Origin of the sequence: Mumia sp. zg.B53, assembly GCF_019550935.1 — a bacterium.
Lineage (GTDB): Bacteria > Actinomycetota > Actinomycetes > Propionibacteriales > Nocardioidaceae > Mumia.
The window spans coordinates 1,927,837-1,948,166 of record NZ_JAHWCK010000001.1 but is presented as its reverse complement, the minus strand read 5'-3'; the positions used below and the strand labels follow the sequence as shown (position 1 = coordinate 1,948,166).

At 70.2% G+C, this 20,330-nt stretch carries 20 protein-coding genes and 1 tRNA gene; 13 read left to right on the top strand and 8 right to left on the bottom strand.

Annotation, left to right across the window (positions count from 1 at the left end):
• The first annotated feature begins 28 nt into the window (after window positions 1-28).
• Genes KV102_RS09440 through KV102_RS09430 form a run of 3 tightly spaced genes read left to right on the top strand, consistent with a single transcriptional unit; the run spans window position 29 to window position 3,844 of the window.
• Window positions 29-691, top strand: a complete 663-nt coding sequence (locus tag KV102_RS09440; RefSeq protein ID WP_220346025.1) for a hypothetical protein — start codon at window positions 29-31, stop codon at window positions 689-691.
• Window positions 692-734: 43 nt separating this feature from the next.
• Window positions 735-2,930 carry an RNA degradosome polyphosphate kinase gene (locus tag KV102_RS09435; protein WP_220346024.1) on the top strand — a complete coding sequence of 732 codons (2,196 nt, stop codon included), beginning with the start codon at window positions 735-737 and terminating at the stop codon, window positions 2,928-2,930.
• Window positions 2,927-3,844 (top strand): NUDIX hydrolase, encoded by a 918-nt coding sequence (locus tag KV102_RS09430; protein WP_220343329.1) that lies wholly within the window; start codon window positions 2,927-2,929, stop codon window positions 3,842-3,844. Before KV102_RS09435 ends, KV102_RS09430 begins: the two co-directional genes overlap by 4 nt.
• On the opposite strand, the gene KV102_RS09425 is transcribed toward KV102_RS09430, so the two are convergent.
• Entirely contained in the window at window positions 3,753-5,015 is a 1,263-nt protein-coding gene (locus KV102_RS09425) for an MFS transporter (RefSeq protein ID WP_220346023.1), read from the bottom strand. The genes KV102_RS09430 and KV102_RS09425 overlap by 92 nt on opposite strands.
• 25 nt (window positions 5,016-5,040) lie before the next feature.
• On the opposite strand from KV102_RS09425, the gene KV102_RS09420 reads away from it, so the two are divergent.
• The 5 genes from KV102_RS09420 (at window position 5,041) to pstB (ending at window position 9,728) form a co-directional block, all read left to right on the top strand.
• Window positions 5,041-5,463, top strand: coding sequence for a MerR family transcriptional regulator (locus tag KV102_RS09420; protein WP_255560596.1), 423 nt, complete (start codon window positions 5,041-5,043; stop codon window positions 5,461-5,463).
• 150 nt (window positions 5,464-5,613) lie between these two features.
• A complete protein-coding gene (gene pstS / locus KV102_RS09415) occupies window positions 5,614-6,708 on the top strand; it encodes a phosphate ABC transporter substrate-binding protein PstS (RefSeq protein ID WP_220346022.1) in 1,095 nt (364 codons plus the stop codon).
• An 85-nt stretch (window positions 6,709-6,793) separates the two neighbouring features.
• Window positions 6,794-7,759 (top strand): phosphate ABC transporter permease subunit PstC, encoded by a 966-nt coding sequence (gene pstC, locus KV102_RS09410; protein WP_220346021.1) that lies wholly within the window; start codon window positions 6,794-6,796, stop codon window positions 7,757-7,759.
• Window positions 7,756-8,865 (top strand): phosphate ABC transporter permease PstA, encoded by a 1,110-nt coding sequence (pstA, locus tag KV102_RS09405; RefSeq protein WP_220346020.1) that lies wholly within the window; start codon window positions 7,756-7,758, stop codon window positions 8,863-8,865. Before pstC ends, pstA begins: the two co-directional genes overlap by 4 nt.
• A complete protein-coding gene (gene pstB, locus KV102_RS09400) occupies window positions 8,862-9,728 on the top strand; it encodes a phosphate ABC transporter ATP-binding protein PstB (protein WP_255560595.1) in 867 nt (288 codons plus the stop codon). The genes pstA and pstB overlap by 4 nt, the downstream gene beginning before the upstream one ends.
• Window positions 9,729-9,808: 80 nt before the next feature.
• On the opposite strand, the gene KV102_RS09395 is transcribed toward pstB, so the two are convergent.
• From KV102_RS09395 to KV102_RS09380, 4 genes are all read right to left on the bottom strand, one after another.
• On the bottom strand, window positions 9,809-10,819 hold the full coding sequence (locus KV102_RS09395) for an inorganic phosphate transporter (protein ID WP_301021729.1): 1,011 nt from the start codon (window positions 10,817-10,819) through the stop codon (window positions 9,809-9,811).
• Window positions 10,820-10,821: 2 nt separating this feature from the next.
• Entirely contained in the window at window positions 10,822-11,439 is a 618-nt protein-coding gene (locus KV102_RS09390) for a DUF47 domain-containing protein (protein WP_220343323.1), read from the bottom strand.
• Window positions 11,440-11,566: 127 nt separating this feature from the next.
• On the bottom strand, window positions 11,567-11,734 hold the full coding sequence (locus KV102_RS09385) for a hypothetical protein (RefSeq protein WP_220343771.1): 168 nt from the start codon (window positions 11,732-11,734) through the stop codon (window positions 11,567-11,569).
• Window positions 11,735-11,870: 136 nt separating this feature from the next.
• Window positions 11,871-12,944 carry a serine hydrolase gene (locus KV102_RS09380; RefSeq protein ID WP_220346019.1) on the bottom strand — a complete coding sequence of 358 codons (1,074 nt, stop codon included), beginning with the start codon at window positions 12,942-12,944 and terminating at the stop codon, window positions 11,871-11,873.
• A 64-nt stretch (window positions 12,945-13,008) separates the two neighbouring features.
• On the opposite strand from KV102_RS09380, the gene KV102_RS09375 reads away from it, so the two are divergent.
• Both KV102_RS09375 and KV102_RS09370 read left to right on the top strand, forming a co-directional pair.
• Window positions 13,009-13,479, top strand: a complete 471-nt coding sequence (locus KV102_RS09375) for a MarR family winged helix-turn-helix transcriptional regulator (RefSeq protein ID WP_308290283.1) — start codon at window positions 13,009-13,011, stop codon at window positions 13,477-13,479.
• 39 nt (window positions 13,480-13,518) lie between these two features.
• Window positions 13,519-13,899: a DUF4440 domain-containing protein gene (locus tag KV102_RS09370; RefSeq protein WP_220346018.1), complete on the top strand. Its 381-nt coding sequence runs from the start codon at window positions 13,519-13,521 to the stop codon at window positions 13,897-13,899.
• Window positions 13,900-13,932: 33 nt separating this feature from the next.
• On the opposite strand, the gene KV102_RS09365 is transcribed toward KV102_RS09370, so the two are convergent.
• A tRNA-Lys gene (locus tag KV102_RS09365) sits at window positions 13,933-14,005 on the bottom strand.
• 135 nt (window positions 14,006-14,140) lie between these two features.
• Here KV102_RS09365 and KV102_RS09360 point away from each other — a divergent pair.
• Genes KV102_RS09360 through KV102_RS09350 form a run of 3 tightly spaced genes read left to right on the top strand, consistent with a single transcriptional unit; the run spans window position 14,141 to window position 17,474 of the window.
• On the top strand, window positions 14,141-15,049 hold the full coding sequence (locus tag KV102_RS09360; RefSeq protein ID WP_220343320.1) for an ATP-grasp domain-containing protein: 909 nt from the start codon (window positions 14,141-14,143) through the stop codon (window positions 15,047-15,049).
• Window positions 15,046-16,326: a glycosyltransferase family 2 protein gene (locus KV102_RS09355; protein ID WP_220346017.1), complete on the top strand. Its 1,281-nt coding sequence runs from the start codon at window positions 15,046-15,048 to the stop codon at window positions 16,324-16,326. Before KV102_RS09360 ends, KV102_RS09355 begins: the two co-directional genes overlap by 4 nt.
• The gene (locus tag KV102_RS09350; protein ID WP_220346016.1) at window positions 16,311-17,474 is read left to right on the top strand and encodes a hypothetical protein; all 1,164 of its coding nucleotides are present in this window, start codon (window positions 16,311-16,313) and stop codon (window positions 17,472-17,474) included. Before KV102_RS09355 ends, KV102_RS09350 begins: the two co-directional genes overlap by 16 nt.
• Here KV102_RS09350 and KV102_RS09345 read toward each other — a convergent pair.
• Together KV102_RS09345 and KV102_RS09340 are read right to left on the bottom strand one after the other, a co-directional pair.
• On the bottom strand, window positions 17,425-19,212 hold the full coding sequence (locus KV102_RS09345; protein ID WP_220346015.1) for a cell wall metabolism sensor histidine kinase WalK: 1,788 nt from the start codon (window positions 19,210-19,212) through the stop codon (window positions 17,425-17,427). The two genes, KV102_RS09350 and KV102_RS09345, sit on opposite strands and share 50 nt — an antisense overlap.
• Window positions 19,209-20,240 (bottom strand): PIG-L family deacetylase, encoded by a 1,032-nt coding sequence (locus KV102_RS09340; protein WP_308290282.1) that lies wholly within the window; start codon window positions 20,238-20,240, stop codon window positions 19,209-19,211. Before KV102_RS09340 ends, KV102_RS09345 begins: the two co-directional genes overlap by 4 nt.
• Window positions 20,241-20,330: the final 90 nt, after the last annotated feature.

Sequence of the window (20,330 nt, the reverse complement as noted above, 5' to 3'; positions counted from 1 at the left end):
GCTTGGGGGCGAGTGCCAGGGTGGATGAATGACCGCGTCGCTGGAGCCCAGCGCCTCCTACCTCGTCCGCCGCGCCGGGCTGGTCGACGTGACCCATGCGGCCAGGCTCCTCGAAGTCTCCGCTCCCGCGCTGGACATCGACGGCGACGGCACCGTCGACGGGCCTCTGGATCCCCAGGTCGCGGCGGTCGTCACCCGGCTCGCCCTCAGCCATCTCGTGCTTCAGCAGGGCAAGCTGTGGGTGGCCGAGCGCGACGGCGTCCTTCAGGCCGCGACAGTCTGGATGCCGCGCCACGAGGTCCGTCTCGGAGCGGTCGGGCTCTCCGAGGGCCTTCGCGAGACCGTTCGGCTCGAGCTCGACGCCGCCACCGTCCACGCGGCGCTCGATCCCGGAGAGGACGTCCGCGAGGCGCTGGGCGCGGCGGAGACCACCGTCGCCGACATGCTGAGCCGAGTCGCGCCGGACGTCGTGCTCACCACGCTGGCCGTCGTCCCCGACCTCGCCCCGCACGAGCGTGCCGACATCCTTCAGGCCTGCATCACGGCCGCGTTGGAGGAGACCGACGGCGTCGCCGCCGCGATGACGCTGCTCACCGAGCACGTCGCCGTCCTCGAGGCGTCGGGGTTCGTCCGCGTCGCCGAGGTGACGGTCGGCGCCGGTCACCGGCTGTGGGTCGGCACCAGCCGCTGATCCGCGTCACCCGCTCGTCGCTGGTGCGTGGCACGATGCGGGAATGGCCGAAGTCCTTCCCCCACCCGCCATCGTCGAGGAGCACCCGAGCTCGCCGGACTCGTTCGACGTGGACCCGCCGTTCGTCGACCACGGACCGGACCTGCCCGACGACCGGCTCAGCGATCGGGAGCTGTCGTGGCTGGCCTTCAACCAGCGGGTGCTCGAGCTGGCCGAGGACACGTCGGTGCCGCTGCTCGAGCGCGTACGCTTCACGGCGATCTTCTCGGGCAACCTCGACGAGTTCTTCATGGTCCGCATCGCCGGCCTCAAGCGACGGCTCGCGGCGGGCCTGGCATCACGGCGCGCCAGCGGCATGCAGCCCCGGGAGGTGTGGTCCGCGAGCCTGCAGCGCAGCCGCGAGCTGATGTCTCGGCAGGGCGCCCTCCTGACGGAGGAGCTCACGGAGCGGCTCGACGAGCGAGGGATCGCGCTCCTGCACTGGGACGACCTCGAGCCGGACGAGCGCGACGACGCCTCGCGCGTCTTCCGGGCCCGGGTCTTCCCGGTGCTGACCCCGTTGGCGGTCGATCCCGCCCATCCCTTCCCCTACATCTCGGGTCTCTCCCTCAACCTGGCCGTCGTCATGCGCAACCCGGTCACCGGCAAGTCGCACTTCGCCCGGGTCAAGGTGCCGCCGATCTTCGACCGCTGGGTGACGGTCGGTCCTGCCCGGTTCGTGGCGCTCGAGGAGGTCATCGCGGCACACCTCGACGCGCTGTTCCCCGGGATGGAGATCACCGGGCACCACGCGTTCCGCGTGACCCGCAACGAGGACCTCGAGGTGGAGGAGGACGACGCCGAGAACCTCCTCAAGGCGCTGGAGCAGGAGCTGCTTCGCCGGAAGTTCGGCCCTCCCGTGCGCCTCGAGGTCGAGGGCACGATGGACGACCACGTGCTCGAGCTGCTCGTGACCGAGCTCGACATCAGCCCGGACGAGGTCTTCCGGCTCCCGGCTCCGCTCGACCTGGCCAGCCTGCACCAGATCGCCGACCTCGACCGGCCCGAGCTGCAGTTCGAGCCCTTCGTGCCCGCGACGCACCCCGATCTCGCCGAGGTCGAGACGTCCAGTCCCGTCGACATGTTCGCGGCGCTGCGCCAGCACGACGTGCTGATCCACCACCCGTACGACTCGTTCGCGACGAGCGTCCAGCGCTTCGTCGAGCAGGCCGCGGCGGACCCGCGCGTGCTCGCGATCAAGCAGACCCTCTATCGGACCTCCGGCGACTCCCCCATCATCGACTCGCTCATCGACGCCGCCCGGGCGGGCAAGCAGGTGCTGGTCCTCATCGAGATCAAGGCGCGCTTCGACGAGCAGGCCAACATCCGCTGGGCACGCAAGCTGGAGCGTGCCGGATGCCACGTCGTCTACGGCCTGCTGGGGCTCAAGACCCACTGCAAGCTGTGCCTGGTGGTGCGCGACGAGCCGGACGGGCTGCGCCGCTACGCGCACATCGGCACCGGCAACTACAACCCCAAGACGGCCCGCCTGTACGAGGACTACGGCCTGCTCACGACCGACACCGACATCGCCGACGATCTCACCGACCTCTTCAACAACCTGTCGGGCTACTCCCGGCGGGAGTCCTACCGCGAGCTGATGGTGGCTCCTGCCGGCGTGCGTTCCGGCATCGTGGACAGCATCGAGCGCGAGATCGAGCACCACCGGGCCGGACGCCCTGCCGGGATCAGGATCAAGGTCAACTCGATCGTCGACGAGGAGGTCATCGACGCGCTCTACCGGGCGTCGCGTGCGGGCGTCGGGGTGGAGATGGTCGTCCGGGGCATCTGTGCCCTGCGGCCCGGTGTCCCGGGGATGAGCGACAACATCGTCGTGCGGAGCATCCTCGGGCGCTTCCTCGAGCACAGCCGGCTGTTGTGGTTCACCAACGGCGGCGACCCGCAGGTCTGGATCGGCTCGTCCGACCTGATGCACCGCAACCTCGACCGCCGTGTCGAGGTGCTCGTACGACTCGACCGGCCCGAGCACATCGCCGAGATCGGCAACGTCCTCGACCTGTCCATGGACCCGGGGACCGACGCGTGGAACCTCGGCCCCGACGGCACCTGGAGCCGCGCCACCTCGCCTGACGGTCCGCTGCGTGACCTGCAGCAGACGCTGATCGAGCGCACTCGCGCCCGCCGAGCCCGAGCGCGTGCGGAGGCGAAGGCCAGGGCTACGGCCGGCGGTCTGGTGTGAGCCGCCCCGTGCGCATGTCCGCCGGCGCCGTCGTGTGGCGGCCGGCCGGCTCCCGTCCCAAGGACGGGCTCGAGATCCTCCTCGTCCACCGCGCGCGCCACGACGACTGGAGCATCCCCAAGGGGACCGTCGAGCGCGGCGAGCTCCGACCCACGACGGCGGTCCGCGAGGTCGAGGAGGAGACCGGCGTCCTGGCGCGGTTGGGTGTGCCGTTGATGGAGCTCGAGTACGAGTTCGCCAAGGGCCGGCTCAAGAACGTCGCCTACTGGTCGGCGACGCCGGTCAGCGGAGACGCCGACACTTACGTGCCCAACAAGGAGATCGACGGCGTCGCCTGGGTCACGCTCGACAAGGCGCCGAAGCGGCTCTCGTACGACACCGACCGGGCGGTGCTCGAGGCCTTCGGTGAGCGCGTCGGGTCCGACGCCCACCGGACGCGGACGCTGGTGGTGGTCCGCCACGCGCAGGCCCGCTCGCGCAGCCGCTGGCGCAAGGAGCCCCTCGTCCGCCCGTTGACCGCGGCAGGCAGGCGTGAGGCCGGACGGCTCCGGCCCGTCCTGTCGGCGTACGGCGTGCACCACCTGCACTCGAGCGGTGCCCTTCGCTGTGTGCAGACGCTCGAGCCCTACGCCGACGCCACTCACCGTCCCATCACCGTCGACCACCGACTCGACGAACCGCGCGACGGCGGCCCGGCGAAGCAGCGGCCGGTGACGGAAGCGATGGCCGAGGACGTCGAGCACGGGCGCCCTGTCGCGGCCTGCGGCCACCGGACGGTGATCCCGCGCATGCTCAAGGCGGTCGGGGTCGACGCCGACGCGCTCAGCGCGGGGCCTCTGCCTCTTGCGGGGCTGGTGGTCGTCCACCATCGCCGCGGCGAGGTGCTGGCGACCGAGCGCCACGTGCTGCGCTGATCACGAGGCCGGTGGCGGCGACGCCGACGGCGAGGGCCGCGACCGGGGCGAGGGCGTCGACCCCGCGGTTCTCCAGCAGCCACGCTCCGGAGGCAGCACCGGCGGCGATCCCGAGGTTGAGCGCGGTGACGACGACCGCCCCCGCGGCGCCGCGTGCCGCCGGTGAGGCGATCCGCATCACGGTCGACTGGAAGACCGGCGGGAACAGCCCGATCATCGTTCCCCAGACCCCGACGACCACCAGGGCGACCACGGTGCTCGTGTCGAGCGCCGTGATCGCGAGCACGGTGATCGCGAAGGCGATCGCGGTCCCCGGGAGAGCCGCCGTCGGGAACCGGTCCGACAGCGGCCCGGCGATCGCGAGCCCCAGCGCCCCTGTGGCGCCGAACAGCGCGAGCACGCCGCCGAGGGCCGCGGAGTCCATGCCCGCGACGCGCGTCACGAGGGGACCGACGTAGGTGAACACCTGGAAGTGACCGACGAGCACCAGCGCGCCCAAGGTCGCGGTGACGGTCACGCGGACGAGCGAGCGGTCGCGACCTGCGGGCACGGCGCCCGCGGGCACGGGTTTCTTGCCCGGGGCGGCACCTGGAGGAAGCACCGTCACGAGTGCGAGCGAAGCGACGACGAGGAGGACACCCGCGCCCACGAGCACCGCCCGCCAGCCGACGAGCTCGGCGGCCGCCGTACCGAGCGGCACGCCGACGACGCCCGCTGCGGTCGGTCCGACGAGGACGACCGACACCGCCTTCCCGATGTGCCGCTCGTCGACGAGCGACGCGGCGTACGGCACGAGCAGAGCCCACAGCAGGCCGTGCGCACCCGCGGCCACGACCCGGGCGACGACCAGCGGCCCGTACGCGGGAGCCGTCGCCGCAAGGAGAGCCGCGCCGGCACTGACCAGCACCGCGCCGAGCATCACCCCGCGGCGAGGGAGCCTGCGGGTGAGTCGCTCGAGGGGGAGGCTGAGGGCCGCGACGGTGAGAGCCCAGGCCGTGACGAGCAGTCCGATCCGGCCCCGCGAGACCCCGAGGTCATGAGCCATCGAGGGCAGCAGTCCGGCAGGGAGCAGCTCGATGGTGACGGTCGCAAAGCCCGCGCCGGCGAGGGTGAGCAGCGCCGCCCAGGTCTTGCGGGTCATGTCCGGAACATGTGTCGTCGTCTGTGTCATGCTCGGACCGTAAACCTTGACATTTATGTCAAGGTCAAGCCCGACGATGAAGGGGATCACGATGCGCGTGGGAGAGCTCGCCGAGCTGACAGGGGTGGCCCCCCGGATGCTGCGCTACTACGAGGAGCAGGGCCTCCTCGTCCCGCCGCGCCAGGACAACGGATACCGGTCGTACGGAGAGGAGCACGTCGAACGCGTCAGGTCCATCCGCAGCCTGATCGCCTCCGGCCTCCCCACCCGGCTCGTGCGGGTCGTCCTCGACGTCGAGGCGCTCGCCGACGACGAGCTCTCGCCTTCCTGCACCCGACAGGTCGCCGAGATGCTCCATGCCGAGATGCGCTCGCTGGAGGACAAGATCGCCTGCCTGACCAAGAGCCGGGACACCGTGGAGCGCTATCTGCAGCGCACGCGGCACGGCGACCTCGCGGGCGTCGCAGAGCCCGCCTGACGCCGACGGCCGCCGGACGGCGCCCGAACTCGTCAGGCAGCGTTCACCTGCGGTTCACCTCCGTCCGCCTGCCGCTTCACCTCTGCTGCCTAACGTCACCAGCGACACCACAAGTCTGGACATGACGTTTCCCAGAGAGGGAAGAACACCGTGAACCGCACCAAGCTCCGCGCCGCTGCGCCCCTGGCGCTCGCCGCGACCGTGGCCCTGGGCCTCTCCGCCTGCGGGGCGGGCAACGAGGCCGGGGCCGACGACTCCGCCACCAGCGAGCTCAGCGGCACGCTCAACGGTGCCGGCGCCAGCTCGCAGGAAGCGGCCGTCGCCTCGTGGAAGCAGGGCTTCCAGACCGCGAACCCCGACGTGACCGTCAACTACGACCCCGCGGGTTCAGGGGCCGGCCGGGAGCAGTTCCTCGCCGGCGGAACCGACTTCGCCGGGTCCGACGCGTACCTCGACGACGAGGAGCTCGCGGCCGCGGAGAAACGCTGCAGCTCCGACGTGGTCGAGGTCCCGACCTACGTCAGCCCGATCGCGGTCATCTACAACCTGCCGGGCGTCGACGGCCTCAAGCTCTCACCCGACACGCTCGGCAAGATCTTCGCGGGCACCGTCACCACGTGGGACGACGCGGCCATCAAGGCCGACAACCCCGATGCCGACCTGCCCTCGTCGACGATCACGCCGGTCCACCGCTCCGACGACTCGGGCACCACCGAGAACTTCACCGCCTACCTGGCGGCGGCGGGCCCTCAGGGTTGGACCGCAGGCGAGGTCGAGACCTGGCCGCTCAAGGGCGGAGAGGGTGCGCAGGGCACCTCCGGAGTCGTGGCCGCCGTCCAGGGCGGCGAGGGCACGATCGGCTACGCCGACGCGAGCCAGGCCGGTGACCTCGGCGTCGCCTCGCTGAAGGTGGGCGAGGAGTACGTCGGTCCCAGCCCGGAGGCCGCCGCCAAGGTCCTGGATGCCTCGAAGCAGAAGGAGGGCCGCGGCGACACGCACATCGTGATGGACATCGACCACACCACCACCGAGTCCGGGGTCTATCCGGCGGTCCTGCTCTCGTATCAGATCGCGTGCCTCGAGTACGACGACGAGGCCAAGGCCGACCTCGTCAAGGGCTGGCTGTCGTACGTGGCGAGCTCCGACGGCCAGAAGGCCGCCGCCGAGGGCGCCGGCTCAGCGCCGCTCACGAGCGCGCTCGAGGAGCGCATCACCGGCATCGTCGACGGAATCTCGGCGAAGTGACTCTCCTGCGGGTGGCCGCCCGAGCCGGGGGGTCGGGCGGCCACCCGCAGGACGCTCGCCATCGTGACCACCAGAGGACCAGTCCGTGAGCGAAACCTCCACCCCGTCCCCGTCGCGGGACACCACCGACACCGGGCCGGCTTCCGGCCGGGTCGGCGACCGCGTGTTCCTCGGGATCTCCCGTGGCGCCGCCCTGACGATCCTGGCCATCCTCGCCGGCGTCGCGATCTTCCTGACCGCCGAGGGGATCCCGGGGATCACCGCATCGCCCGACGAGGTCAAGAGTGGCGAGTCGTTCCCGTCGTTCGTGCTCCCCCTGGTTTTCGGAACCCTGTGGAGCGCAACGCTCGCGCTGGTCATCGCAGTCCCCCTCGCCGTCGCGGTCGCGCTGTTCGTCACCTACTACGTCCCTCGCCGGCTCGGGCAGACCCTCGGGTACGTCATCGACCTGCTCGCCGCCGTACCCTCCGTCGTCTTCGGCCTGTGGGGCATGCGGGTCCTCGCCGGACAGCTCGTCGGCCCGTACGAGTGGCTCGAGAGGACCCTGGGTTTCCTGCCCTTCTTCGCCGGGCCGGCATCGGCCACGGGGCGGACGATCCTCACCGCGGCGGTCGTCCTGGCCGTGATGATCCTGCCGATCGTGACCGCGATCGCCCGGGAGGTCTTCCGCCAGACACCGGTCCTCCTGGAGGAGGCGGCGCTCGCGCTCGGCGCGACCCGCTGGGAGATGATCCGTACCGTCGTCCTGCCTCACGGCCGCTCCGGCATGATCGGCGGCGCGATGCTCGGACTCGGCCGCGCTCTGGGCGAGACGATGGCGGTCGCGATGGTCCTCTCGGCCTCCGGTGTCATCACCCTCGACCTCATCAGCTCGACGAACCCGAGCACGATCCCCGCCAACATCGCGCTCCAGTTCAACGAGGCCTCCGGTCTGACGGTGAACGCGCTGATCGCCTCCGGACTGGTGCTGTTCGTCATCACCTTCGCCGTCAACTTCGCCGCCCGCGCCGTCGTGAACCGGCGCAAGGAGTTCTCGGGAGCACACGCATGAGCACGAGGAACCGCAGCGGAGACACGCTCGCACCTCCACCCGCACCGCAGCGGGACGAGGCAGCCCTCGCGCTGCGCGGCTGGCACCAGCCACGGCTCCCGCGCGGAGCCGGCTGGTACGCCGCGGCGCTGGCGGTCGTCGTCGCCTCCGCCCTGCAGGCCGGCCTCGGCCTCCCGCTCCTCCCCTCGCTGCTGACCGGCTGGGCGGTGCTCGGGATCGGGCTGCCCTCGCTCTCTCGTGCGGTCGAGGGTCGCCGCAAGGCGGTCGACCGGCTGGTGTCCATCATGGTCTCGAGCGCCTTCGTGCTGGCCATGGTGCCCCTGGTCTCGATCCTGTGGACCGTCGTGAAGAACGGGCTGCCGGTCCTGTCCTCGGAGTTCTTCACCTACTCGATGCGCAACGTCGTCGGCGAGGGCGGCGGCATCTACCACGCGGTCTGGGGCACGGTGCTCATCACCGCCGCCGCAGCGGTGATGTCGGTCCCGCTCGGGCTGCTGACCGCGATCTTCCTCGTCGAGTACGGCGGTGACGGTCGGCTCGCGAAGGTGGTCCGCTTCCTCGTGGACGTGATGACCGGCATCCCGTCGATCGTCGCGGGACTGTTCGCCTATGCATTGTTCGTGGTGTTCTTCGGACCCGGCGTCCGGATGGGAATCGCCGGCGCCGTGGCGCTCACCGTGCTGATGACCCCGGTCGTCGTCAGGTCGTCGGAGGAGATGCTCCAGCTCGTCCCGCACGAGCTCCGGGAGGCGGCCTACGCGCTCGGAGTGCCGAGATGGCGCACGATCGTCAAGGTCGTCCTGCCGACCTCGATGGCCGGCCTCGTCACCGGGGTCACGCTGGCCGTCGCCCGCGTGATCGGCGAGACGGCACCGCTCCTCATCACCGTCGGCATCACCGACTCGTCGAACTTCACCCTGTTCGACGGGCGCATGGCGACGCTCCCGGTGTTCACCTACAGCTCCATCATGAGCCCCGGCGTCCCGCCGGAGCCCTCCATCGCTCGGGCCTGGGGTGCCGCACTCGTGCTGATGCTGATCGTGATGGTGCTCAACCTCGTGGCCCGACTCGTGACCTACTTCTTCTCCCCGAAGGGCAAGCGATGAGCATGCGATCAGTACTCCGTGACTCCGTCCCGACGCCGGTTCCGACTCCGGCCGTCACCGCCGTGGGCGGTGGATCCCGTCGGCCGGCGATCGGCATCGACGTCGAGGACCTCGACATCTACTACGGCGACGTCCAGGCGGTGCGCGGGGTGACACTGGCGATCCCGGCCCAGTCGGTGACCGCCGTGATCGGCCCGTCGGGCTGCGGCAAGTCGACGTTCCTGCGGTCGTTGAACCGCATGCACGAGGTCGCACCCGGCGCCCGGGTCGACGGCACCGTCCGCGTGGACGGGCGCGACCTGTACGCCGCCGGCGTCGACCCGGTGCTCGTGCGCCGGGAGATCGGGATGGTCTTCCAGCGACCGAACCCGTTCCCGACGATGTCGATCCGTGACAACGTGCTGGCCGGCGTACGCCTCAACGGCGGACGGCTCAAGAAGGACGCCGCCGAGGCGGTCGTCGAGCGGTCGCTGCGCGGCGCGAACCTCTGGGACGAGGTCAAGGACCGGCTCAACCGCCCCGGCGCCGGGCTCTCCGGCGGACAGCAGCAGCGGCTCTGCATCGCCCGCGCGATCGCGGTCGAGCCGCAGGTGCTCCTCATGGACGAGCCGTGCTCCGCCCTCGACCCGATCTCCACCAGCGCCATCGAGGACCTGATCGGGCAGCTCAAGAGCGAGTACACGATCGTCATCGTCACGCACAACATGCAGCAGGCGGCGCGGGTGTCGGACGAGACCGCCTTCTTCAACCTCGCGGGGGTGGGTGAGCCGGGTCAGCTCGTCGAGTCGGGAGCGACGACGAAGATCTTCTCCAACCCCGACAACCCGTCGACCGAGGCCTACATCACGGGGCGCTTCGGCTGACGGATGGCGTGCACGCGACAGCGCCCCTCCGACGTGACGTCGGAGGGGCGCTGTCGTTGGACGGCGGTGCTGGGAGGCCGCTAGGGCAGGAACAGGCTGCCGACGCCGTACGTCGCGGCTGCGACGGCGGCGGCCGCCGGGATCGTGACGATCCAGGCCAGCACGATGCCGCGGGCGACGCCCCACCGGACGGCGCTGAACCGCTTGGTCGCGCCGGCACCCATGATCGACGACGTGATCGTGTGGGTGGTCGAGACCGGCGCGTGCAGGCCGATCGCCATCACGTAGAGCACCGCTGCGGCGGTGGCCTCCGCCGCGAAACCGCGAGCGGGGTCGAGGTGGATGATGCGGCGCCCGAGCGTACGCATGATCCGCCAGCCACCGGAGTAGGTACCGAGCGAGATCGCCGTGGCAGCCCCGACCTTGACCCACAGCGGGATCCCGTCGTCGGCAGCCGCGTAGCCGCCGGCCAGTAGCGCGAGGAACATGACGCCCATCGTCTTCTGCGCGTCCTGCAGCCCGTGCCCGAGCGCCATCGCCGCCGCGGAGACGGTCTGCGCGAACCGGAAGCCCCGCATGGTGCGGTGCGGGTTGCGGTTCCGGAAGATCCACATGATCGACAGCATCAGCAGGAAGGCGCCGGTGAAGCCGACCACAGGTGAGATCACCATCGGGATCGCGACCTTGTCGACCACCGTGGCCCACTCGACCGTGCTCGCCGAGGCGATGCCCGCCCCGACGAGACCACCGATCAGCGCGTGCGACGAGGACGACGGGAGCCCGAAGTACCAGGTGATGAGGTTCCAGACGATCGCACCGACGAGCGCGGACAGGACGACGGTGAGGCCGTGGTTGCCCTGCCCCTCCACGCCGTCGGCGATGATGCTGCCGACCGTGTCGGCGACCTCGGTCCCGAGGAACGCTCCGATGAAGTTCATGATGGCGGCCATCACCAGGGCGACACGCGGCGTCAGTGCCCGGGTGGAGACCGATGTCGCGATGGCGTTGGCCGCGTCGTGGAAGCCGTTGGTGTAGTCGAAGATCAGCGCGACGCTGATCACGAGGATCACCATGACCAGGGTGAGGTCCACCCTCAGGACTCCTTGACGGCGATCTGCTCGACCGTGTTGGCCACGGACTCCAGGGCGTCGACGGCGTCCTCGAGGGACTCGACCACGTCCTTGAGCTTGAGAACCTCGAGCGCCTTGTACTCGCCGGAGAAGAGCTTGGCGAGGATGCGGCGGTAGTCGCGGTCCGCCTGGTTCTCGAGTCGGTTGATCTCGATCCAGTACTCGGACAAGTCCGTCATGGTCCGCAGTCGCGGCATCGCCTCGGCGGTCAGCTCGCACCCGCGCTGGATGACCTCGACCATCGACGCCATCCGGGACGGAAGGGAGTCGAGCTCGTAGAGGACCACGAGGTCGCCCGCCTCTTCGATGAAGTCCATGACGTCGTCGAGGCTGCTCGCGAGCTTGTAGATGTCCTCGCGGTCGAAGGGAGTGACGAACGTCTGGTTGACGCGGTTGATGATCGCGTGGGTGGTGTCATCCGCGGCGTGCTCGACGTCGCCGAGCTGCTTGGCGACCGCATCACGGTCTGCGGTGACGTCCAACATCTGCGCCAGCAGGTTGCTGCCGTCCACGAGGTGGCCGGCAAGCTCAGTGAAGAGGTCGTAAAACGACGTTTCGGTCGGTCGGATTCGCAACCGCACGACAATGCTCCCGTCAGGGGGTGGGTGGGCCGGATCAATGGTAGAACCTTGCCCCTACTCCCGCGCACCTCGCCCCGCGTCCTCATCCATCTCCCGGTCAGCAGCAGACCCGGGCCGAGCAGGTCGATCAGGCGCAGCGGCGGCGGGGCCGGACCCCGAGGATCTCGTCGACCGCCTGCTGGCTCAACGGCCCCGCGGCCTCCGACGCGGCAATCATCAGATTGCTCGTCATCTCGATCTCGTCGAGCACATCCTGGTCGCGAAGCCGGACGTCCAACGGCTCAGGTGTAGCCACTACGGCCTCCTCGCAGAACTAGAACGGCAGTACGACTTAGGCTAAGGGCATCCCGACGGGTTCGTCGGATGATCGCCAAATCCACAGAAAGTCTACGGACCGGGTACGGCGAGACGTGGAATCGAAACGGTGCCGGTCAGGCATCGAGCACAGCGGCCACGAGGTCGACGTTCTCTGGCGCACCTCCGCCGCCGCCCGCGAGGAACCGACGGCGGGTGTAGCTGTAAGCGATACCGCGTCGGGGGTCGGCGAACGCCTGAGCGCCGACGGCCCCGCTGTGTCCGAAGCTGTCTCGCCCGAGGCGGGGGTACCGCACGGCCTGCGCTTCGAACCCGAGCAGAAAGTGGTCCTGCTCGCCGGTGACGAGATCGACGCCGGCACTGTGCGGCTTGGTGAACTCGCCCAAGGTCTCCGGCCTCAGCAGCGGCGGACGATCGTCGACCTCGCTGATGGCTGCCGCGTACATCCGGGCGAGCCCGCGAGCGTTGCCGACGCTGCCTGCCGAGGACGGGCCGAGGGCGCGCACGGCACGGGTGTTGGCGAGCTCGACGAGATCGGTGGGGGTGTTGAAAGCGATGCCGGTGAGGCTGTGCGGGTCAGGCAACGGCTGCTGCCCGATCGCCGGCAGCACCGGCAGGTAGCGCGACTCGAGCTCGAGCGGCAGGCCGAGGAAGAAGTCCACTCCGTACGGCTCGCGGACGCGTTCCCGGTACAGCTCTTGGATCGACTGTCCAGTTGCCCGACGCACGACCTCGCCGACGAGCGCGCCGAGGACGAACGCGTGGTAGCCGTATGCCGTCCCAGGTTTCCAGTACGGCGCTTGGCCGGCCAGCCGCTCAGCGAGGAGGCGGTCGTCGGCCAGCTCCTCGCTGGTGAGTCCTCCGTCGACACCGATGAGACCAGCGCGATGGGTCAGCAGCTCGCGAAGGGTGATGTCGACCCCCAGCTCGGGCCAGTAGTCGCCCACTCGACGGTCCAGCTCGAGGACGGCGTCCTGCACGAGCATCGCGACGACGAGATGCACCGCACCCTTGCCCGAGGAGAACAAAGCCAGCAACGAGTCCCCAGACAGCCCTGTCCACAGATCGACGACCTGCCGCCCGTCCTTGTAGACCGCGAGCTGAGCCTCCAGGCCGGGCTCGCGGACGGCGACGATCTCGAACGCATCCCGCACTTGGCCGAAGCCCGGAGCCGTCGTCCCTTCGATCACCGGCACGACGGTATAGTCACCGAAACGAACAGTCAAGATAGGTGACTACCTGAAGTGAGGCGGCGTGACACGACGGAGTGAGCTCAAGGAAGCCAGCCCGGACCTGGGCATCTTGTCCAGCCGCCTGCTGTTCGCGGTCCAGGACGAGCTCTTCGAGAACCTCGCGGTTCAAGGCCACCCCGAGCTACGCCCCCGCCACGGCGCCGTCCTCGCCTACCTCGACGAGGAAGGCAGTCGCGCGACCGAGCTGGCGCACCGTTCCGGCCAGCACAAGCAGGTCGTAGGAAAGCTCGTCGACGAGCTCGAGGCCCTCGGCTATGTCGAGCGTCGGCCAGACCCGACAGATCGTCGAGCCAAGCTCGTCGTGCCGACAGCACGGGGCCTCGACGAGATGACCCGCTCGGACGCGATCCTCGCGTCCATCGATGCGCGGCTTGCGGCGACGGTCGGAGCCGACGCGTACGAGACGTTCAAGCACACCTTCGAGCAGCTGACCACCGACCAACGTGCTCGATCGCGTCTTCGTGGAGAGTAGGTGGAGAGACCCACCTCAGCGGCGCCTACCATCCACGACATGACGTCGCACAGCTCGCCCCAGCCCGTGGATCGCGTGCTCGAGCTGGAGCGAGAGCTCCAGACGCCGGCCTGCCGAGCCGACGAGGCTCGACTCAGGGAGCTCCTTGCCGCCGACTTCCTGGAGATCGGGGCATCCGGTCGTCGTTGGGATCTCCACAGCACCCTGACCATGCTGCGCGACGAGAGTGTCGAGGGCGATCGTGCCGACATCAGGCTCACCGGTCTCACCGCCCGGACACTGGCCCCCGGCATCATCCAGGTCTTCTGGGAGTCCGAGAGGGGCGGGCAACGCGCGCGCCGTACGTCGATCTGGTGCGAGCGTGCGGGCAGATGGCAGCAGGTCTATCACCAGGGCACCCCCGTCAGGCACCAGGTCTGATCTGCAGGGGTGCAGATCAGACCCGGTTCTGGGTGGGCCCCCAGGGGATCGAACCCTGAACCCGCGGATTAAAAGTCCGCTGCTCTGCCGATTGAGCTAGAGGCCCGAAGGATCAGAAGGGCCCGCGCGCTGCCACTCGCCAGGGCTGATCCTTGGGGCAAGTATGGCCCACTCACGTTGTCCCGGCGGCCGTGGTCTGGCAGGAAGGGCGGCACCGGCTGCCCGGTGGCAGACTCGGGACATGCCCACCGTCCTCGTCTCCGGCGCCGGCGGTCCGGCAGGGTCCTCGCTCGGCCAGCAGCTCGCCGGTCGTCTCGTCCGCGGCGAGGAGACGGTCTCCGTCGGTGTCGACCTGACGGCCCTCGACGGTACGGCGTTCTCGCGTACGGCGGCCGTGGCGCGCGCCGACGATCCCGCGTACGCACCGACCATGCGCTCGATCGTCGAGCAGGTCCGTCCCGACCTCGTGATCCCGACCGTGCAGGACGAGCTCCCGCAGGTCTCGGTGCTGCGCGACGTCCTCGTCGCCGCTGCGGCGCCCGGCGCCTCGGTGGTGGTCGCCGGAGCGCTCGCGTCCGCGCTGGCCGCGGACAAGCTCCTCACGATGTGGACCCTTGCGGCCGCCGGGGTTCCGGTCCCCGCCCACGCCGCCGCCTCGGAGCTCGACGACGCCGCGGCAGCCGTCGCCTGGGCGGGCGGGCCGGTCGTGGTCAAGCCCCGCGTGTCGCGGGGCGGGCGCGGGGTCACCGTCGTCGAGAACCCGTCCGACCTGGACTGGTCCGACGCCGGCGCGGGCTGGATCGTCCAGTGCTTCGTCGACGGCCCCGAGTACGCGCCACAGGTCTACCGGTCGCCGCTGACCGGACGGTCGACCGTCGTCGTGCTCGAGAAGACCCTCCTCAAGGAAGGGCGGGTGGGCAACGCCGCCGGTGCGATCCGCGCCCCAGACGGTCAGGCGGCCGAGGTCGCCGCGGTCGCCGTCGCCGCGGTCGAGGCTCTCGACCTCGTCGGGCCCGTGGACATGGACGTTCGTCTCGACTCGACCGGCTCGCCGTACGTCCTCGAGGTGAACGGGAGGTTCGGGGCACTCTCCGCCCACGCCCCCGAGCTGCTCGACCTCGTCCTCGACGAGTGGCTCCGTCCGCCGTGACCGCCGTTCTCGAGGGGATCGCCGTTGTCGTGGCCCTGACGGTCCTTGCAACCGGGGCCGTCCGCCTCGCCCTCGTCCCCTTCGCCGTGGTGTTCGAGCTGCGCCGCCCCGGACACGACGACACCGTGCCGCTCGTGGGGACGACGATCTTCGAGGAGCCGCCGTTCGTCAGCGTGATCGTGCCTGCCTACAACGAGGGGGTCGTCCTCGACAACTGCCTGCGCTCGATCGCACGCAGCACCTACGACCGCTACGAGATCATCTGCGTCGACGACGGGTCGACCGACGACACGTTCACGAGGGCCACGGCCGTCGCGGCCGACGTCCCGCAGCTGACCGCGCTGACCCAGGCCAACCGGGGCAAAGGGGCCGCCCTCAACACCGGGATCGCGCACTCGAAGGGATCCGTGCTCCTTCTGGTGGACGCCGACGGCCTCTTCCAGCCGCACACCATCGACCGGATGCTCAAGGGATTCCGAGACGACCGCGTCGGCGCCGTCTGCGGCAACGACCGGCCCGTGAACCTCGACCGGGTTCAGACCAGGTTCCTCGCGCTCATCAGCCACCTCGGGACGGGCCTCATGCGTCGCAGTCTCGACGAGCTGCACTGCCTCCCGATCGTCTCGGGCAACATCGGGGCGTACCGACGAGAGGTGCTCGACAAGGTCGGGGCCGTCCGTGAGGACACCGTCGGCGAGGACCTCGAGCTGACGTGGCGGGTGTACGGCGCCGGCTACCGCGTCGCCTTCGCCCCCCACGCCCTCCTCTACGCAGAGTCGCCGTCGACACCCCGCGCCCTGTGGCGACAACGGGTCCGGTGGGCGCGCGGCCTCCTGCAGGTCACTCGGCTGCACTGGCGCATGATCGCCAACCTTCGATTCGGGGCGTTCGGGGCCTACCTGCTGTTCAACACCGTCACGCAGATCGTCGTGCCGTTCCTGCAGGTCCTCGGGGTTCTCGTCATCGCTGCACCGGCGCTGACCGGCGAGATCGCCACCCCGCCGACGGAGCTGTGGGACCTGTTGATCCTCGTCGGCCTGCCCGGCTCCGTCGCGCTGCTGATCCTCGCTGTCGCTCTCGACCGCACACCGCGTGATCTCGAGTACGGGTGGACACTCCTGGCCTGGCCTCTCTACTCCAGCGTGATGACGCTGGTGATGATCCGCGCTGTCTGGCTCGAGCTGAAGGGGGCCGAGAACCGATGGAACAAGCTCGAACGCACGGGGACGGTGTCGGTGGCCGGCCTCGTCGACGACCCTCCTTGGACCTCCTCCTGACCAGCCTCGTCGTGATCGGCACAGTGGTCGCGCTGTTCGTCACACGCCCCTGGTCCGATGACGACTCCTCACCTCGGTCGCCGCTGCGGGCGGCCAGCGCCCCTGAGGAGACCCGCTCGATCAGCATCGACTTCGGCATCGTCACTGATCCGGACACCGACTGGGACGAGGTCTCGGAGCGGCTGGCCTCGGTCGACGCGACGACGGTGGAGGTCAACGCCGGTCGGGTCGAGTTCACGGCGTTCGACTGGGCTGCTCACCCGGAGGCAGCGGCCGAAGCGGGGACCGACCACGTCGCCGTCGCCGCGCGCGGACTGCGCGAGTCCCCCGAAGGAGGAACGCGTCAGCTGAACCTCATCGTCGACGCGTTCGTCCCGAAGTGGATCCAGGAGGACCCCTCGATCGCGGGAGTCGGTGCGGACGGGAAGCGGTCACGCTATGCGGCCTCGGCCTGGCAGCTGGCCAGGGGTGAGGTCGGCGACCGCCTGGTGGACTACGTCGAGGCGCTCGCCGAGCGGTACGACCCGCCGTTGATCGAGATCACGGAGCTGCTGATCTTCGACACGTTCGGCGCCGACGATCTCGCGCTCTACCGTGAGATGACCGGCCAGGCGGACTGGCCCCGTACGTCGACCGGTGCCCTCGACACCTCGGCGCCCGAGCTGGGGCGCTGGCGGTCCCAGGTCCTTGCCGGCCTGTTGAGCCGGATGCGAACGGCGCTCGACCGCGTCCAGGAGGACGGCGCTCCCATCGAGCTCGGCCTGGACGTACGGGTCAACTGGGACGACCCCGCTGCCGGCCGGCCCGACAGCGGACAGGACTACGAGATCCTGATCGCCGAGGTGCCTGAGCTGCGCCTCCAGCTGTGGACCTACATCGGCAGGCCCGCGCGGCCCGCCGGCGATATCGAGACCCTGACCGCGGCGTTGCGGGCAGCGGGCTACGGCATGTCGCGGCTCATGCCCTCCATCGGGTTGTGGACCGCGGGGCCGCAGGTGCCCCTTCCCCAGACCATCAGCGCCGACAGGCTCGGTGAGGCGGTGCGGTCGGCCGTGACCAACGGGATCACGGCGGTGAACGTCACTCCCTACTCTCTGATCACTCCTGAGCAGTGGGAGGCCCTGGCGCAGGCGTGGGCGGGGGGCTGACGTCCGGCAGGTCGACCGTGATCGACGTCCCCACGCCCGGTGCACTCTCGATCGACATCGTCCCGCCGTGGGCGTCGACGATCGCCTTCACGATCGACAGGCCGAGGCCGAGACCGCGGACACGCAGACGTCGTGCGGTGTCGGCGCGGTAGAAGCGCTCCGTCACGTGAGCGACGTCGCCAGCGCTCATGCCCGGGCCGTCGTCGGCAACCGTGAGCCGCACCCCCGTCTCACCGGAGCCCGTCCTGAGCGGGCGGAGCGTCACCCGGACCGTCGCGCCGCGCTCGGAGGCCTTGACGGCGTTGCTGACGAGGTTCTCGACGACCTGGCCGAGCCGCTCGGCATCGGACAGGAGGGGGACTGCGGCCGGTGCGTCGACCGTGAGGACGACACCTGCCGCGTCCGCGGCAGGAAGGAGGTTCGCGACCGAGCGCTGAACGACCTGTACGGCATCTGTCGGCCCGGCGTCGAGCGCGAAGGTCCCGGCGACCATGCGCACGCTGACCAGCAGGTCCTCGACGAGCCGCAGGAGGCGCTGCGCGTTCCGCTCGATCACGGCGACGGATCGGCTCTGGTCGGGCGTGAGCTCGCCTTCGTCGGACCGCAGGATCTCGACGTAGCCCATGATCGACGCGAGCGGGGTGCGGAGCTCGTGGCTGACCAGCCCGATGAACTCGTCCTGAAGCCGCTCGGCCTCCCGGCGCTGGGTGAGATCCGTCGCGATGATCAGGTAGCCGTACGGTCGACCGTCGTCGGAATGCGGGCGTCGCGTCACCGTGACGTCTGCTGGCACGGTCGTGCCGTCGGGGCGGGCCAGGACCCAGTCACGGTGCTCCGGGCGTCCTTCTGCCGCCTCTCCGAGGACCACATGCAGCAGGTCGGCAGAGGTCGTACCGTACCCGCGCTCGACCGCCGCGGAGCGCAGCTCGTCGGCCTGGAAGATCTCCGTCACCGGGGCCCCGAGGAGAGTGGCCTCAGCGCTGCCGAACAGGCGTCGCGCTCCCGGGTTGGCGAAGACGATCGTGCCGTGCTCGTCCAGGGCGATGATCGCCTGCTCCGTGGCGGCCTCGATCACGCTCGCGAGGAGCGCACGGGACTCCTCGAGTCGCTGGGTGAGGGCCTCGAGACGGTCGCGGTTCGCCTCGAGGCGACTCAACGTCACGTCCTGCTCGCGTCGCAGCGCTTCCAGGGCGGCGGTCCGCTCTCGGAGCTGCCGTGTGGTAGACGACAACCAGGCGGCCACCACGAACGTGCACCCTGTCACGACGAGCACATGGAGCCCCGGCGACGCCGCGCGATAGGCGACGAGGCCGGTGAACGCCCCGAACGCCGTCAGTCCCATGGCAGCCACGATGGCGATGACGACTCCGCGCGACCCAGGCTGGATCGCCAGGTTGGCGACCGGCACGAAGTAGAGCACGACCGTGACCAGCTCAAGACTCTCAGTCACCCCGTACTGGAACAGGGTCAACGAGACGAGCTGCACCAGGGGGAAGACGTAGTTCCACGGGCTCGGCCAGTGGTGCCGCCGACCGTAACCCGCGACGAGCTGCGTCGACAGGACCAGCGTCGCCGAGATGACGACGAGGAGGGGGGCGTCGAACGGGCGACGCTGCAGCGCGGCGTCCAGCAGCACGGCAAGGTAGAGCAGGGTGAACGGCAGCTCGCGGGATGCGACCGTCACCGGCTCGAGCCCGAGGCGCCCGAACCACTTCCGGCTGCTCGCGGACGGGCTCACCCGTGCTCCTGACCGTGTTCGGAGGTGACGAACTCGGCGGCACGCACGGTCTCCAGCGGCTCCACCTCACGGGCAGGGCTGAAGCGCGACCAGTAACGAGCGGTCGCACGCACGAGGTCCGGCGCCATGTAGTCGCGGTGGCTCTGCGACGCGTACGCCGCCAGCATGCGCAGCTTGGTCTCGACGAAGCCCTCGACGTCGATGAAGCGATTCGGTCTGAAGTCGACGGTGCTCGACGGGCTCTCGAAGCACCAGAGGCCGGGCACCGACCGCGCCGCCACCTCGACGGCCTGGAACACCGCGCGGTGGTCGAGATGCCGGTCGTGGGGGCCGTGGGTGTAGACACGCTGCGGCTCCACGTCCGCCACGACCTCCTCGATCGCGGCGGTCACCCCGCTGGCCGGCTCGATGCGGGTGTCCGCGAACGGGAGGTGGACGAGGCGCGCACCGATCACGGCGGCGGCGTCGGCGGCCTCCCTGCGACGGACGGCGGCGTCCCCTCCCACCCCACCGCGAGACAACGTGAGGATGACGACCTGGTCCCCGGCGGCCGCGTGTGCGGCGAGCGTGGCCCCGACCCCGATCTCGACGTCGTCGGGATGGGCGCCGACGGCGAGCACGGTGATGTGTGACCGAGTCCGGGCCTCTCTGCTCTCGGAGGCGAGCTCCTGGGCTCGTGAGGCGAGGTCCGCGGGCGCGATCGGCTTGACCAGGAACTCGTCCGCGTCGTTGCGCAGCGCCTCGACGGCGTAGGAGACGACGCCGTGCGCGGTGAGGATGATGACGGGGACGCCAGGGGCGAGCTCACGCACCATGGGCAGGATGTCGAGACCCGAGCGACCGGGGAGCTCGATGTCGCTCACCACCACGTCGAACGATCCCACCTGGAGCGCGGCGAGCGCCTCGTCCGCGTCGCCCGCGACCACCACCTCCATGCCGGCGAACCGCTGAAGGGCGATGCGAGCAAACTCGGCCGCATCGGGCTCGTCCTCGATCACCAGTGCGCGCAGCGGGCTGTCGACGTCCACGAGGCCCCCTCGATGGTCCCGGTCTGTCAGCAAACCTAGACCGAGGGCAACGCCTGCGCGAGCGGCGGCGAGGCCCCTGAGCGCCTAGGC